The sequence below is a fragment of the Thioalkalivibrio denitrificans genome (assembly GCF_002000365.1).
Taxonomy (GTDB): domain Bacteria; phylum Pseudomonadota; class Gammaproteobacteria; order Ectothiorhodospirales; family Ectothiorhodospiraceae; genus Thioalkalivibrio_A; species Thioalkalivibrio_A denitrificans.
On record NZ_MVBK01000030.1, the window covers coordinates 1 to 16,149 of the forward strand.

General features: G+C 65.4%; 12 protein-coding genes. 6 read left to right on the forward strand and 6 right to left on the reverse strand.

Features of this window, described 5'->3' with window-relative positions; translation table 11 throughout:
- Nucleotides 1-266 precede the first annotated feature (266 nt).
- From B1C78_RS05225 to B1C78_RS05240, 4 genes are read left to right on the forward strand one after another with little or no spacing between them, the layout of a single operon-like run.
- A complete protein-coding gene (locus B1C78_RS05225; protein ID WP_077278098.1) occupies nt 267-464 on the forward strand; it encodes a hypothetical protein in 198 nt (65 codons plus the stop codon).
- 9 nt (nt 465-473) lie between these two features.
- A complete protein-coding gene (locus B1C78_RS05230) occupies nt 474-3,230 on the forward strand; it encodes a sensor histidine kinase (protein ID WP_077278099.1) in 2,757 nt (918 codons plus the stop codon).
- Between the two features lie 32 nt (nt 3,231-3,262).
- Complete coding sequence (locus tag B1C78_RS05235) at nt 3,263-3,631, forward strand: response regulator transcription factor (protein ID WP_077278100.1); 369 nt, start codon at nt 3,263-3,265, stop codon at nt 3,629-3,631.
- Between the two features lie 6 nt (nt 3,632-3,637).
- Nucleotides 3,638-5,824, forward strand: coding sequence for an exonuclease domain-containing protein (locus B1C78_RS05240; protein WP_077278101.1), 2,187 nt, complete (start codon nt 3,638-3,640; stop codon nt 5,822-5,824).
- 178 nt (nt 5,825-6,002) lie between these two features.
- Here the strand turns inward: B1C78_RS05240 and B1C78_RS05245 are convergent, their stop codons facing one another.
- The 5 genes from B1C78_RS05245 to dksA form a co-directional block, all read right to left on the reverse strand.
- A complete protein-coding gene (locus tag B1C78_RS05245; protein ID WP_077278102.1) occupies nt 6,003-7,328 on the reverse strand; it encodes a sigma-54-dependent transcriptional regulator in 1,326 nt (441 codons plus the stop codon).
- Entirely contained in the window at nt 7,325-10,300 is a 2,976-nt protein-coding gene (locus tag B1C78_RS05250) for a sensor histidine kinase (protein WP_077278103.1), read from the reverse strand. Before B1C78_RS05250 ends, B1C78_RS05245 begins: the two co-directional genes overlap by 4 nt.
- Nucleotides 10,290-10,451, reverse strand: coding sequence for a hypothetical protein (locus B1C78_RS17585; RefSeq protein WP_175628239.1), 162 nt, complete (start codon nt 10,449-10,451; stop codon nt 10,290-10,292). The genes B1C78_RS05250 and B1C78_RS17585 overlap by 11 nt, the downstream gene beginning before the upstream one ends.
- A gap of 172 nt (nt 10,452-10,623) precedes the next feature.
- Complete coding sequence (gene gluQRS, locus B1C78_RS05255; protein WP_077278104.1) at nt 10,624-11,487, reverse strand: tRNA glutamyl-Q(34) synthetase GluQRS; 864 nt, start codon at nt 11,485-11,487, stop codon at nt 10,624-10,626.
- Nucleotides 11,488-11,593: 106 nt separating this feature from the next.
- Nucleotides 11,594-12,049 carry an RNA polymerase-binding protein DksA gene (dksA, locus tag B1C78_RS05260; RefSeq protein WP_077278105.1) on the reverse strand — a complete coding sequence of 152 codons (456 nt, stop codon included), beginning with the start codon at nt 12,047-12,049 and terminating at the stop codon, nt 11,594-11,596.
- 136 nt (nt 12,050-12,185) lie between these two features.
- On the opposite strand from dksA, the gene B1C78_RS05265 reads away from it, so the two are divergent.
- Nucleotides 12,186-12,950, forward strand: coding sequence for an HAD family hydrolase (locus B1C78_RS05265; RefSeq protein WP_077278119.1), 765 nt, complete (start codon nt 12,186-12,188; stop codon nt 12,948-12,950).
- A gap of 183 nt (nt 12,951-13,133) precedes the next feature.
- Here B1C78_RS05265 and xseA read toward each other — a convergent pair whose 3' ends face one another.
- Nucleotides 13,134-14,486, reverse strand: a complete 1,353-nt coding sequence (gene xseA / locus B1C78_RS05270) for an exodeoxyribonuclease VII large subunit (protein ID WP_077278120.1) — start codon at nt 14,484-14,486, stop codon at nt 13,134-13,136.
- A gap of 166 nt (nt 14,487-14,652) precedes the next feature.
- On the opposite strand from xseA, the gene guaB reads away from it, so the two are divergent.
- A complete protein-coding gene (guaB, locus tag B1C78_RS05275) occupies nt 14,653-16,113 on the forward strand; it encodes an IMP dehydrogenase (protein ID WP_077278106.1) in 1,461 nt (486 codons plus the stop codon).
- Nucleotides 16,114-16,149: the final 36 nt, after the last annotated feature.

Here is a 16,149-nt window from a genome sequence, read left to right on the forward strand (position 1 = left end):
TCCCTGAGGGAGAGGGGGTACAGCTCCCTCCCCCGCAAGCGGGGGAGGGTTGGGGTGGGGGCCCTTGCCACTTGCCACTTGAGACTTGCCACTTACCCCGCAAAGCGGGGTATACCCGGGCAGCAAGGGCGAGTACAAGGACATGCTGGACAACGATGTCGCCGGACAGAGACTTACTGACGTGGACCGGGTCTGCGCCCTGCAGCGACGTCGCTGTCGACGTCCGGTCTATAATTGTGGAAGGCGTGTCATCGGGGAAATCTGCAATGCATAACAATCTGGGGAAACAGCGCCTGGTGGCCGTGTTCCTGGCGGCGGTGCTGCTGTTCAATTACCCCGTGGGAGCGATCTTCGACCGTCCCGATACCGTGTTCGGCGTGCCGGTGCTGTACGTGTACATGTTCGCGGGCTGGGCCGCGGTCATTGCGGCGATCACCTGGATCGTCGAACGTGGATCGAACTGAGCCGAGGCGATGCTATCGGGCACCCTGGTCGTTGTCGTCTCCTTCGCCTACCTGCTGACGCTGTTCGCCGTCGCGTATTACGGGGACCGGCGCGCCGAGCAGGGCCGATCGATCATCGCCAATCCCTGGACCTACTCGCTTTCGCTGGCAGTCTACTGCACCGCCTGGACCTACTTCGGCAGCGTCGGCCGGGCCGCCTCGAGCGGGATCTGGTTCCTGCCCATCTACCTCGGCCCGACGCTGGCCATGGCGCTGGCCTGGTTCCTGCTGCTCAAGATGATCCGCATCGCCAAGACCTACCGGATCACCTCGATCGCCGACTTCATTGCCAGCCGATACGGCAAGAGTCATCTGCTCGGCGGCCTGGTCACGGTGATCACCGTGGTCGGCATCATCCCCTACATCGCCCTGCAGCTGAAAGCGGTCTCCATGGGCTACGCCCTGCTCACGGGCGAAGACCTGCAGCAGGCTTACAGCCTGCGTGTGACCCACTGGTTCCAGGACAGCACTTTCTATGTCGCCATCATTCTCGGGGTGTTCACTATCCTGTTCGGCGCGCGACACCTGGACGCCACCGAGCGGCACGAGGGCATGGTGGCGGCAATCGCCTTCGAGTCGATCGTCAAGCTGGTCGCTTTCCTGGTCGTGGGATTGTTCGTCACCTACGGCATGTTCAACGGCTTCGGCGACATCTTCGGCCGCGCCGCCCAGCTGCCCGATCTGGCCGGCCTGCTCAGCCTTTCGCAGGGCCGGCATGCTGACTATGGTGACTGGTTCGCCCTGACCCTGCTCGCCATGCTGGCCTTCCTGTTCCTGCCGCGCCAGTTCCAGGTGGCGGTGGTGGAGAACGTCAATGAACTCCATCTGCGACGGGCCGTGTGGATTCTTCCCCTCTACCTGTTGCTGATCAACATCTTCGTACTTCCGATCGCCTTCGGCGGCCTGTTGTACTACGGTGGCGAGGGCGTCGATCCCGACACCTTCGTCCTGTCCCTGCCGCTGGCCCAGGGTGCCGAGATGCTGGCGCTGTTCGTTTTCATCGGCGGCCTCTCCGCGGCCACCGGCATGGTCATCGTCGAGACCATCGCCGTCTCGACCATGATCTGCAACGACCTGGTCATGCCGTTGCTGCTGCGCAGCAAACGGTTCAGCCGGGCAGTGCGGCCCGACATGACCCGCCTGCTCCTGGGTATCCGGCGGGGTGCGATCGTCATCGTGGTGCTGCTCGGCTATCTCTATTTCCGCCTGGCGGGCGAAGCGCACGCGCTGGTGGCCATCGGCCTGATCAGCTTCGCGGCTGTGGCGCAGTTTGCGCCGGTGATGCTCGGCGGAATGTACTGGCGCGGCGGCACGCGCGAGGGCGCGCTCGCCGGCCTGCTGGCTGGCTTCATCGTGTGGATCTACACCCTGATGCTGCCTTCGGTCGCGAGGTCCGGCTGGATGGATCCGAGCTTCGTCGAGCACGGGCCGTTCGGCATCGAGTTCCTGCGGCCGGAGTACCTGTTCGGGCTCATGGAGATGAACAACATCACCCACGCCCTGTTCTGGAGCCTGGTGGCGAACATCGGCTGCTACGTCGTGGTGTCCCTGATGCGGGCACCGACGGGGCAGGAGGCCAGCCAGGCCACGCTGTTTGTCGACGTGATGAAGCACCAGCGTGCTGCGCCTGCGATCTTCTGGCGGGGCAGCGCGCACGTTCAGGACCTGCTGCCGCTGGTGTCGCGCTTCCTGGGTGCCGCCAAGACGCAGCAGGTGTTCAGCGATTATGCACGCAGCCGCGGCTTTCGAAGCATCGAGGAGTTGAAGGCGGACGCCGACCTGGTGCATTTCACCGAGACCCAACTCGCCGGCGCCATCGGCAGCGCCTCGGCGCATGTCATGGTGTCCTCGGTGGTGCAGGAGGAGCCGCTGGGCCTGGACGAGGTGATGAACATCCTCGACGAAGCCTCACAGGTGCGCGCCTATTCACGCCAGCTTGAGGAGCAGTCACGCGAGCTGGAGGCCGTCACCGAGGAGCTGCGCGCCGCCAATGAGCGGCTCAAGGAGCTTGACCGGCTGAAGGATGATTTCATGTCCTCGGTGACCCACGAGCTGCGCACGCCGCTGACCTCGATCCGCGCCCTGTCCGAGATGCTGCACGATGATCCGGAGATGGCAGAGACGGACCGCACGCGCTTCCTGGCCATCATCGTCTCGGAGACGGAGCGCCTGACGCGGCTGGTGAACCAGGTGCTCGATCTCGCCAAGATCGAATCCGGCCTCGCGGAATGGCACAATTCGGATGTGGATATGAAGGCGCTGGTCGAGCATGCTGTCGAGGCCACCCGCCAGGTATTCCGGGATCGCGGTGCCAGGATGGAGGTTGCCTTGCCGGACCAGGTGCCGACAGTGCGTGCCGACCACGACCGGCTGCTGCAGGTGATGCTCAACCTGCTGTCCAATGCAGCCAAGTTCGTGCCCAAGGGTGAGGGCGTGGTCAAGGTCGAAATGGACGTGGACGAGGACGAGGACCATATCAGGATCACGGTGGCGGACAACGGTCCCGGCATTGCCCCGGATTTCATGCCCTTCGTGTTCGACAAGTTCCGCCAGGGCGGCGACCAGCGGGACCGCCCGCAGGGCACGGGCCTCGGGCTGCCGATCAGCCGGCAGATCGTCGAGCATTTCGGCGGGCGCCTGTGGGTGGACTCGCAACCGGGTGAAGGAGCAACCTTTACCCTTGTATTACCGCTGCGCTCCTCATCGCCGGACGTTGCGGCCAACTGAAATTTTGAACAGACCGGTCGGGGGAAGTGGGAATGGCGCAAAGGATCCTGATTGCTGACGACGAAGAGAACATCGTCATCTCGCTGGAGTTCCTGATGAAACGCGAGGGTTTCGAAGTGCTCATCGCTCGGGACGGTGAACAGGCCCTGGAGATGATCCGCGCCGAACTTCCGGACCTCGTGCTGCTGGACGTGATGATGCCGAAAAAGAGCGGCTTCGAGGTCTGCCAGGAGATCAAGACGGATCCCCGGCTTGGCACAGTGAAGATTCTCATGCTGACCGCCAAGGGTCGCGAGACCGAGATCGCCAAGGGACTGGCACTGGGAGCCGATGCCTACGTCACCAAGCCTTTCTCGACCAAGGATCTCGTCGAGCGCATTCGCGCCATGCTGGCGGATTGATCGCCCGTGAAAGCGGAGACCCGTTTTCGGATTGCGATCGTCGTGCTCGCCCTGCTGATGACCGGGCCGTTCCTGGTCACCACCTCGGTCATCTGGTACCGCTTCACGGAGGCGGAGCGCGAGGCGCTCATCGAATTGGCGGGACCCTGGCTCCCTCTCGGCGGATCGCTCACGGCGATCGCGTTCCTCGGTGGCGTGCTGGTGGTACGCAATCTTTATCGGCGTTACGTCCGTGGTTTGCTGCAGATGGCGGAGAACCAGCAACTGATGCTGGAGGCGAACCGGGATTTCCGCATCGCCGAAACCGGCCCCCCCGAAGTGCGCGCCGTGGCCCGCGCCACCAATGCGCTGGCCGACCAGCGCGACGCCCTGCTGAGTGACATCGAGGCACAGATCCAGCGGGCCAACCGCTCGGTCGAGGAGGAGAAGAACCGGCTGGGGGCGCTCATGGCGGAACTGACCCAGAGCGTGGTGGTGTGCAACCTGAACGGCCGGATCCTCCTGTACAACAGCCGGGCGCGACACGAGTTCCGCAGCATGTCGAACGCGCCAGGCATGGCCGGCGGTGGTGAGCTGATCGGGCTCGGGCGCTCGATCTACGCGGTCTTCGACCGCAATGTGCTGAACCACGCGCTGGAGACGATCCAGGACGGGCTGCGCCGCGAAGTCTCGCAGCCGGTCGCCCATTTCATCACCACCGGGCCAGGCGGACAGCTCTTGCGCGTGCGCATGTCCCCGGTCCTTCCGAGTGCCGGGACAGAGCCGGCGGACGCAGAGCCCTCGGAACGCAGGCTGACCGGCTTCATCCTGATGCTCGAAAACATCACACAGGACTTCGAGCGGGAGCTGCGCCGCGACCAGATGATGCATCGTCTGACGGAAGGCAACCGCGCGGCCCTGGCGAACATTCGCGCCGCCAGCGAGATGCTCGAGTATCCGGACCTGGAGACGGATCTGCGCAAGCGCTTCCAGAAGCTCATCCACGACGAGGTCGAAGCGATGAGCGATACGCTGGACCGGACTGCGAGCGAGTTTGCAGATACCCTCAAGGCACACTGGCCGCTGATGGAAATGCTCGGTGCGGATCTGTTGGCGGCAGCTCAGCGGCACATCGAGTCGCGTCTTGAAGTCACCGTTCGGCTGGCAGAGTTGGACGAGTCGATCTGGGTGCGGGTCGACAGCTACTCGCTGTTGCAGGCACTGCTGTTCCTGGTCAGCCGGCTGGTCGAGGACCTCGAGGTGCGTGAGGTCAGCTTCCGCCTCACCGGCACGGGCCGGCTGGTGCATCTGGACCTGATGTGGCCTGGTCCCGAACTCAGCACCGGCAAGGCTCTCAGCTGGGAACTGGCACAAATGTCGCTTGCAGGCGAGAGCAGTCCGCTCACCGTGCGGGACGTGATCGATCGTCACGGTGGTGAAATATGGCTGGAGCAAGACAAGAATGGCAACGAAGCTTCGTTTTTCCGGCTGCTGTTGCCGGCAACCAGCCCGCGTGAGCAGATCGAACCCAGCATCTTCATTCGCAGCGAGGGTCGACCCGAGTACTATGATTTTGACCTGTTCAAGTGGTCGGAAAGGTCGCAAGAGCTGGATGACCGCCTGCTCACGGAACTGACCTATACGGTGTTCGACACCGAAACCACCGGGCTCAATCCCTCCGAGGGCGACGAGATCATCCAGATCGGCGCCTCGCGCATCGTCAACGGCAAGATGCTGCGGTTCGAGTCCTTCGAGCAGCTGGTCGATCCGCGGCGGTCGCTGTCGCCCGAGTCCATCCCGATTCACGGCATCCAGCCGGAAATGCTGGTTGGCCAGCCGACCATCGACAAAGTGCTGCCCGCCTTCCACGCCTTTGCGTCCGATACCGTGCTTATCGGTCACAATGCGGCGTTCGACATGCGTTTCCTGCAGATGAAAGAGAAGCTCACCGGGCTGGTGTTCGACCAGCCCGTGCTCGACACCCTGTTCCTGGCCGCGGTGGTACACCCGCACCAGGACTCACACCGCCTGGAGGCGATCGCCGAGCGGCTCAACGTTCCCGTGGTGGGGCGCCACACCGCACTGGGCGACGCCATCGTGACCGGCGAGGTCTTCCTCAGGATGCTCCCGCTTCTCGCGGAGAAAGGAATTCGCACCCTACGCGAGGCCCGTGAAGCGGCCGAGCAGACCTTCTACGCGAGAATCAAGTACTGAATTGGTCGGCGATGGACAAACCGTCGCAAAGGCAGTGGCAAGTCTCAAGTGGCAAGTGGCAAGGGCCCCCTCCCCAGCCCTCCCCCGCAAGCGGGGGAGGGGGTCTACTCCCTCTCCCTCAGGGAGAGGGTTGGGGTGAGGGTGGTTTTCCTTGCCACTTGAGACTTGCCACTGCTTCTCACCCCGCCTTGCGGGGTATACCCATGCGGGTGCGGCGCTCCCAGAGGGCCTTGCGGCTGATCCCGAGGCGGCGGGCAAGCTCCGTTTCCGTCATGTGGCCCTGGTTGTCCAGCACGAAGCGCCGGAAGTACTCGTCCAGGCTCAGTTCCGGTGAATGTCCGCCAGGTGCACTGCCCCCGGGCAGCGCGAGGTGGTCCTCTGTGACGGGGGCGCCGTCGGAGAGGATCACGGCGCGCTCGATGGCGTTCTCCAGTTCGCGCACGTTGCCGGGCCAGTCATGCTGCGCCAGGGCGGCAAGGGCCCCGGCGGTGAGTTCCGGCTCCGGACGCCGCAGGCGCTTGCAGACCTTGGTCAGCAGAAAGCGGGACAGTTCCGGAATGTCCTCGCGCCGCTCGCGCAGGGGCGGCAGCTGGATCTCCATCACCTTGAGGCGGTAGTAGAGGTCCTCGCGGAACAGCCCGTCACGCACCATCTTTTCCAGGTCCCGGTGGGTGGCGGCCACCAGCCTGACGTTCACGCGGCGACTGCCCGTGGCCCCCACGCGGCGGATCTCGCCGTCCTGGAGGACACGCAGCAACCGGGACTGGGCAGCGAGCGTCAGCTCCCCGATCTCGTCCAGAAAGAGGGTGCCCTCGTTGGCGGCTTCCACCAGGCCCCGGTGGGCGCGTGCGGCCCCGGTGAAGGCGCCCTTCTCGTGGCCGAAGAGCTCCGATTCCACCAGACCCTCGGGGATCGTGGCGCAGTTCACGGCGATGATGGGGCCGTCGACGCGCGGGCTCTTCTCGTGCAGGGCTCGGGCCACCAGTTCCTTGCCGGTGCCTGACTCGCCCCGGATGAGCACGGTGGTGTCCGTGGGGGCCACCTTTTCCACCGTGCTGCAGACGGCGCGCATGGTGGGCGAGGTGCCCACCATGCCCTGCACGGGGTAGACGGCATCCAGGTCGGAGCGCAGCCGGGCGTTCTCCTGCTCCAGACTGTGCTGCTTGATGATGCGGTCGACGCACAGCAGCACCTCGTCGTGGTCGAAGGGCTTGGCGATGTAGTCCACCGCGCCGCGCTTCATGGCCTCCACGGCTGAGCGCACGCTGGCGTAGCTGGTCATGATCAGCACCGGTACGTCTCCGCAGTCCTCCAGCAGTTCCGTGCCTTCGCCGTCCGGCAGCCGCAGGTCGCTGATGACCAGGTCGTGGTTCTGCTCCCGGCACAGGTTGCGTGCCTCCGCCAGGGAGCCGCTGTCGCTGACCCGGTAACCTTCCCTTTCCAGCAGGCGTCGCAGGGCGTGCCGGATGACCGATTCATCCTCGACGATATGGATATGTCTCATGTGGCCATGATCTCCTGGGCGTCTTGCAGGGGCGCGGCATCTTCCATGGGCAGACGAAGGGTGAAACGCGCACCGCCGGCAGGCAGGTTCTCCACGTATACGGCGCCCCCGTGGTCCTGAATGATGCTGTACACCACCGACAGACCGAGACCGGTGCCCTCGCCGGGGGGCTTGGTGGTGAAGAAGGGCTCGAAGACGCGGTCCAGCAACGACTCGGGGATGCCGCCGCCCTCGTCCTCCACCTGCACCTCCACGAAGTCGCCGCGCGGCTCGCCGGCAACGCGCACCCGGTCACCGGGGCGGGAGGCCTGGATGGCGTTGTTGAGCAGGTTGACGAACACCTGCAGCAGTCGCTGATAGTTGCCCCAGATCCGAATGCCCTCGGTGAGCAGGTTCTCGCAGCTGCGTTCCCTGGCGCTCTCGCTCAGCTGGACCAGCTGGATGGCCTCGTCCACGCAGGCATGCAGGTCCACTGTGGTGCGTGCCGTGTCGGGCAGTTCGCCGGTATGGCTGAAGGTCACCAGGCTCTGCACGATGTCGTTGATGCGCCGGGTCTGCTCGAGTATCTGCTGCGCGGTGAACTCGCGTTCCGTGTCGTCCTGTTCATACTTGAGGTTCTGGGCGAGCGAGGCGATGCCGGTGAGGGGGTTGCCGATCTCGTGGGCCACGCCCGCCGCGAGCCGCCCGATGGAGGCCAGCCGGTCGTTATGGGCCACCTCGCTCTCAAGGCTGTGCAGTTCGGTCAGATCCTCCACCAGGATCACCGTGCCGCCCGCCAGGGCCCCGGGGGTGAGGGTGCCCGGCGCCTCGATGGCGGACTTGTGCAGGTTGATCCACCGACTCGCGCCGTGGATGTTGATGTGCAGCTTGTAGAGGTGGCGGTCGTCACCGCGCAGGAAGGCCCGCAGGATCCCGTGCCAGGGTTCGCCCAGCTGCCTGAGCCGCCGGCCGGAGGCCTGCTGGCTGGGGATGCCCGAGATCAGCGACATGGCCGTGTTCCAGATGATGATCTCGCGGTCCGGCGTGAGCGAACAAACGCCCAGCGGGAGTTCGTGGAGCACCTGGCGGTGGTAGCGGCGCAGTGTGTCCAGTTCCGCCGCCAGTCCCTGCAGGCGGATATTGGAGTGCTCCAGCTGTTCTTCCACGAAGCGCAGGCTGTCGGCAATGGCCACCTTGGTGTGCGGGTCCACGCGCAGGCGGTCGTCGACGATCATGCGCGACAGCAGCGGCCCCATGAGGCCGGAGAGGTTGCGTTCCAGGCGTTCGCGCAGGCGGCGCAGTTCGCCGGCACTCGTCTCGGTGGGTTTCAGGCCCAGATCCGCCAGCGCCCGGCTCACCTCCAGGGACGCTGTCTGGGGCCCCACCGTCTGGGCCAGCTGTTCCTCGAAATGCTTGACACTTTGCACCTCCAGCTGGCCCCGTGGCGGCTCCACCTGCTCCATGCGACAGGCCAGCGCCGCCTCGTGCTCTTCGGGCGAAGGTCGGGTGAGCAGCGAGAACAGCACGAACAGCACGCTGTTCGCGGCGAGAGACCAGAACGTGGAGAAGGCCCAGCGGTCCTGTCCTTCGGCGTTGAACAGGGCCTGCATGCTGAATTCGTTCTGGATAAACCCCGACTGCTGCAGCAGCGGCACGATCAGCGCCAGCACCCATACGGTGATGCCACCGATCAGGCCGGCGATGAAGCCGACGTGGGTGGCCCGGGGCCAGAACAGGAGCCCCGCCAGCCCGGGCAGGAACTGGGCCACGGCCACGAAGGAGATCAGGCCGATCTGCACCAGCCCCTGGTGAAACTCCATGAGCCGGTAGAACACGTAGCCCATGGCGATGATCAGCACGATGAGAATGCGCCGGCCCCACAGCAGCCAGGTGTAGAGGTTGTGACGGGGCAGGGCCTGGTTCTGGTAGCGCGCCGGCAGAATCAGGTGATTCAGACACATGGCCGCGAGCGCCAGCGTGGTCACGATCATCATGGCGCTGGCCGCGGACACCCCGCCGATGAAGGTGAATAGCGCCCAGCCGTAGCCCTGTTCCACGGACAGGCCCAGCACGTAGTAATCGGGCGCCGTGCCCACCTGTGCCGCCTGACCGGCCCAGAGGATCAGCGGGATGGGCAGGTTGAGCAGCAGCAGGAACAGGGGGAAGGCCCAGGCCGCCACCCGCAGCGCGCGGGGGTCCATGTTTTCCACGAAGATCATGTGAAACTGCCGCGGCAGCAGGAAGCCGGCCGCAAAGGCCAGCAGCATGAGGGTCATCCAGGAGCCCTCGCGCACCGGTGCATACAGGGCCTCCATGGCCTCGGGGTGCGCCAGGATCCATTCCCCCAGTGCCTGGGGGCCGCCCATGATGCCGAAAAGCGCGAATGCGCCCACCATCAGCAGCGCGATGAGCTTTACGGCGGACTCGAAGGCGATGGCCACCACCAGCCCCTCATGCTTTTCCCTGGGCGTGATATGGCGCGCCCCGAAGAGAATGGCAAACAGACTCAGCGTGGCGCAGAAACCGAGGGCCAGCAGGTGAGGCGGCGCCTCCCGGGTGAGCACGGCCACGGACTCGGTGACTGCCTTGATCTGCAGGGCGATGTAGGGAAGGATGCCCACCAGCATGAACACCGTCACCAGCAGGCCGGTGAACTGGTGCCGGTAGCGGAAGGCGAAGAGATCCGCCAATGAGGTGAGCTGATAGTCGCGCACCAGCCGCAGGATGGGTGACAGGATCACCGGCGTCAGGGCGAACGCCAGGGTCACGCCCAGGTAGATGGACAGAAAGTTGTAGCCCTGCTCCTGGGCAAAACCCACGCTGCCGTAATAGCTCCAGGATGTGGCATAGACCCCGAGGGAGAGGGCGTAGACCAGGGGGTGACGGACGATGCCCTCCGGCACCCAGCCCCGTTCCGTGGCGTGGGCGATGAAGAACAGCAGGGCCAGGTACGCCACCCCCACCGCATAGAGGATGGCGAGTTCAACGTTCATCGCGATAGGCCACCAGGGCAATCAGACCGATCAGCACGGCCCAAAGGACATAGACCGTCAGCACGTGTGTGCCCGGTGCGGTCCACCACCCCACCAGGGGTGAGGCGAACAGCAGCACGCCGAAGAGGAACAGCAGCAGGGTCTTGTCCATGGGCGGCCGGTTCGGGGTGGGCTTGTTACGGATTGTAACAGGCAGTGGCCAAGGATGAAGGATGAAGGATGAAGGATGAAGGATGAATTAAAACTCTGTCCCTCCCTGCAGGTGGGGTTTCAGGCCGACACCGTTGATCGTCGGGGCCGCGGGTGTCGGGCCGAAGCCCGATCTACCGCTGTGCGGATTCGGGTTTAGCTGCAACCCAATGCAGGATCGCTTCGGGCGGCCCGGCAGAGGCGTTTTCGGGCACCGGCTCGCCCAGAAATTCCAGGGCACGGATGAGCGCGGGGACGGGATCGCTCATGTCCACCGGCGGCGCGCCGGTCTGCTTGGAGAGTTTTTCGCCTTCCGGGGTCAGGACCAGCGGGTGGTGCAGGTAGTGGGGGGTCGGCAGGCCGAGCAGCCGCTGGAGCAGGATCTGGCGGGGTGTGGAGTCCAGCAGATCGAGTCCGCGCACCACGTGCGTGATCCCCTGAAAGGCATCGTCCACCACCACGGCGAGCTGGTAGGCGAAGTACCCGTCAGCTCGCCGGATGACGAAATCTCCTACCTCCCGGGCCACATCCTGGGCGACGACCCCCTGCACGCGATCGGCGAATTCGATGATGCCGGGTTCCGTTCGGAGCCGTGCCGCACGGGCACGCTTGCCCGGCGGCAGACCGCCGCGGCAGGTGCCCGGATAGATCGGCCCATCCAGCCCGGGAAGCCCCGCCTGGGCCACCTCGCGTCGGCTGCAGCCGCAGTCGAAGGCGTGGCCGGCCTTGCCCAACTGCAGGAGGGCGGCCTCGTAGGCTTCACCGCGGGTGCTCTGGTACAGCACCGGCCCGTCCCAGTGCAGGCCGAAGGCCTCCAGGCTGCGCAGGATCGCGTCGGCCGCCCCCGGCACCTCCCGCGGGGGATCCAGGTCCTCCATGCGCACCAGCCAGCGCCCTCCATGTCGCCGCGCATCCAGCCACGACGCCACGGCGGCCACCAGGGAGCCGAAGTGAAGGGGGCCGGTGGGGGAGGGCGCGAAACGGCCAATGTACGACATCAGGTACAAGGTACAAGGGCCAAGGTACAAGGGGAAGATCCAAAGAAAACGCCCGGCATTGCCGGGCGTCCCCTTGTATCTTGTATCTTTGCCCTTGTACCTGCCCTCACGCCATTTGCCTTTCCTTGATCTCCTGCAGCGTCTTGCAGTCGATGCACAGGGTGGCGGTTGGGCGGGCCTCGAGGCGGCGGATGCCGATCTCGATACCGCAGGCCTCGCAATAGCCGTAGTCGCCGGCGTCGATATCGCTGATGGCCTCGTCAATCTTCTTGATGAGCTTGCGTTCGCGGTCCCGGGTGCGCAGTTCCAGGCTGAATTCCTCTTCCTGGGTGGCCCGGTCGGCGGGATCGGCGAAGTTGGCGGCGTCTTCCTTCATGTGGCCGACGGTGCGGTCCACTTCTTCCATGAGTTCCTGTTTCCACGCCAGCAGGATCTTGCGGAAATGCTCCCGCTGGTCCTTGTTCATGTACTCCTCACCCTTCTTCTCCTTGTAGGGAGCAATCCCGCCCACAGGCAGCGCGGTACTGTTGGACTTGGCGGCCTTGGTCTTCTTGGAGGCCATGCTGAGTATCTCCATAGAGCCCGAAAAGCGTGCTTTATTAACAGAGATATCCCCCCGGCGCAAGCGCAATGATGCCCTTGAACGCCGTATGGTAGAGTTCTGCCGCCCGGGCCGTGGGCATTATGGAGGCAATCCGGTGAGTGAACTGCGTGCCCTGATCTTCGATGTGGATGGCACCCTGGCCGATACCGAGCGGGATGGCCATCGTCCGGCCTTCAACGCCGCCTTTGCCGAGGCGGGGCTGGACTGGCAGTGGGATGAGACGCTGTACGGCGAGTTGCTGGCGGTGACCGGCGGCAAGGAGCGCATCCGCCATTACCTGGACCGGTACAACACGGGGTTCCAGCGGCCCGATGACCTGGACGGCTTCATCGCGGAGCTGCACGCCGCCAAGACCCGCCATTACCTGGAGATGCTGAGGGCGGGGGCCATTCCGCTGCGCCCCGGCGTGGCGCGACTCCTGGGCGAGGCGCGCGATGCCGGCCTGATCCTGGCCATTGCCACCACCACCACCCCGGCCAATGTCATCTACCTGCTGGAATCCACCCTGGGCCGGGAATCGGTGGAGTGGTTTTCGGTGATCGCCGCGGGCGACGTGGTACCTGCCAAGAAGCCGGCGCCGGATATCTTCGAGTACGCCCTGAGACACCTGGCACTGCCCGCCGAGGCCTGCATTGCCTTCGAGGACTCCGGCAACGGGCTGAAATCATCCCTCGGCGCCGGTGTGCGCACGGTGGTGACCGTCAACGGCTACACGCGAGACGACGATTTCTCCGGCGCGCTCCTGGTGCTGGACGGCCTGGGTGAACCGGACAGCCCGTGCAGCGTGCTGACGGGGCCGGCGCTGGAGGGGGGATATCTGACGGTCGAGCAATTGAAAAGGATGACTGCGCAGGCTTGAAGTCATCTCCCCTGTAGGAGGCCCGACCCCGGGCCGAACCGCGGCGCAGACAGAAAAGCGAACCGCGAAGGTACGCCAAGGTATGCGCGAAGGCCGCCAAGGGTCTTGAGATTCAAAAGATTTTGTTGCGTCCTTGGCGGTTCGCGTTCAAGGCTTCGATCGTTCGGCCCGGGGTCGGGCCTCCTACAGGTCCTGTTCTTTCTGCACGACCCTGCAACTCAGTCTTCCCTTCCCCAGTCTCGCCTCCACCCGGTCGTGCACCTGCACCTGTGACGCGTCCCGGATCACCTGACCCTCGGCGGTGGTGAGGATGCTGTAGCCGCGGCCCAGGGTGGCCAGGGGGCTCACGGAATTAAGTGCCCGGGCGGCGGCCGAGAGCCGGGAATCCAGGCGGTCCAGGCGCTGGCGCACCGCGCTCCGCAGGCGCAGGGTCAGCTGCTCGCGTCGGGCGGAGAGGCGTTCCAGGGCCAGGGCGGGTGAGCGGTGGCCCAGGCGGTCGGTGAGGCGCGCCAGCCGGGCATGGCGGTGGCGCAGGCCGTGATCCATCGCCAGCAGGAGGCGGCGCTCCAGCTCGTCGATTCGCTGCACCTGGTCTCGTAGCCGCCGCTCCGGATGCTGCTGGCGCAGGCGCCGTTCCAGGGTGTCCAGGCGAAGGAGATGGTCGCGCAGGCGCCGGTTCATGCGCTCCGCCAGCAGCCGACTCTGCCGGCTCACGTGTTCGAGCCATTCGTCGCGCAGCGGGCTGACCAGTTCGGCGGCGGCGGACGGGGTGGCGGCACGTACGTCGGCCGCGAGGTCCGAGATGGTCACGTCCACCTCGTGCCCCACGCCGCTGACCACCGGGATGGCGCACTCGTACAGCGCCCGGGCCACCGCTTCCTCGTTGAAGGCCCACAGATCCTCCAGGGAGCCGCCGCCGCGGGCCAGGATCAGGACGTCGCAGTCCTCGCGGCTGGAGGCCGTGCGCAGGGCCTCGGCGATGGCCGGGGCGGCGGCCTCGCCCTGGACCGGCACCGGGTAGATCAGCACCGGCAGACCCGGGAAGCGCCTGCGCAGGACGGACAGGATGTCCCGGATGGCTGCGCCGGTGGGGGAGGTGATCACGCCCAGGCGCCGGGGGAAGCGGGGCAGCGGCTTCTTGCGGGCCGGGTCGAACAGGCCCTCCTTCTCCAAGCGCTGCTTGAGTTCCTCGAAGGCGCGCCGCAACGCCCCGTCGCCGGCCTCCTCCATGTGCTCCACGATCAGCTGGTAGTCGCCCCGGGGCGCATAAAGCCCCACCCGGGCACGCACCAGGACCTGCATGCCGTCGGCCGGGCGAAAGCGCAGGAGTTGGGCCCGGTTGCGAAACAGGGCGCAACGCACCTGGGCGCCGGGATCCTTGAGGGTGAAATACACGTGGCCCGAGGCGGGCCGTGCCACGCCGGACAGCTCTCCCTCCACCCAGATCAGGGGAAAACTGCCTTCCAGCAGCCCCTGCACCGCCTGGTTGAGGCGTGAGACGGTGTAGATGTCGCGATCAGGGGTTGTTTTGGTCATCGACGCACGGCAAAGATACGAGGTGTTGAGAGTGTCGTCTTCATCCTTCAACCTTCTTCCTTCATCCTTCCGATGCCCTCGGGGCATCGGTATCGGTTTACCGGTCACGGCCCGGTCTTTATAATTGACCGATTAACCTTCCACTTCTTCCTCACGAGATCGGTTTATGCGCATCGTACAGGAAGCCCTCACCTTCGACGACGTCCTGCTGCTGCCCGCCCATTCCACGGTGCTGCCCAAGGATGTGGATCTCGCCACACGTCTGACCCGGGGCATCTCTCTCAACATTCCGCTGGTATCGGCGGCCATGGACACCGTGACCGAGGCGCGCCTTGCCATCGCCATGGCCCAGGAAGGCGGCATCGGCATCATTCACAAGAACATGAGCATTGAGGCCCAGGCCCAGCAGGTGCGCCTGGTGAAGAAGTACGAAAGCGGCGTGATCACCGATCCGGTCACCGTCACGCCCGACACCAGCATCCGCGAGGTGCTGGCCATCACGCGGGCCCACAACATCTCCGGGGTGCCGGTGGTGGACGGCATTGACCTGGTGGGCATCGTCACCAGCCGCGACCTGCGCTTCGAGACCCGCATGGATGCCCCGGTCTCCGAGATCATGACCCCGAAGGAACGGCTCGTGACGGTCCGCGAAGGGGCGGAGAAGGACGAGGTGCAGCACCTGCTGCACAAGCACCGCATCGAGAAGGTACTGGTGGTCAACGACAGCTTCCACCTCCGCGGCATGATCACGGTCAAGGATATCCAGAAGTCCACTGATTTCCCGCTGGCCTCCAAGGATGACCGTGGCCGCCTGCGGGCGGGTGCCGCGGTGGGCGTGGGCGCCGGGACAGACGAACGCGTCGCCGCGTTGGTCGAGGCGGGTGTGGACGTGGTCGTAGTGGACACGGCCCATGGCCATTCCCAGGGCGTGCTGGACCGGGTGGCGTGGGTGAAGAAACATTACCCGGATCTGCAGGTGGTCGGCGGCAACATTGCCACCGCGGAGGCCGCCGAAGCCCTTGTCAGGGCGGGTGCCGACGGGGTCAAGGTGGGCATCGGCCCGGGCTCCATCTGCACCACGCGCATCGTGGCCGGGGTGGGTGTGCCGCAGATCACCGCCGTGGCCAACGTGCGCGAGGCGCTGCGCAACACCGATGTGCCGCTGATTGCGGACGGCGGCATCCGGTTCTCCGGCGATCTCTCCAAGGCCATGGCCGCCGGCGCCCACTGCGTGATGCTGGGCGGCCTGTTCGCCGGGACCGAGGAGGCGCCGGGCGAAGTGGAGCTCTTCCAGGGCCGCTCCTACAAGTCCTATCGGGGCATGGGGTCCCTGGGCGCCATGCAGCAGGGCTCCTCGGACCGTTACTTCCAGGAAGCGGACAGCGGTGCCGAAAAGTTCGTGCCCGAGGGCATCGAGGGCCGCGTACCTTACAAGGGCACCATCGTGGCCATCATCCACCAGCTGCTCGGCGGCCTGCGCTCCTCCATGGGCTACACGGGTTGTGCCAGCATCGACGAGATGCGCACCAAGCCCGGCTTCGTGCGCGTCACCAACGCCGGCATGCGCGAAAGCCACGTTCACGACGTGACGATAACGAAAGAAGCTCCGAATTACCGCATGGATTGAAAAGGCAGGTACAAGCTACAAGGGGAAAGGTACAAG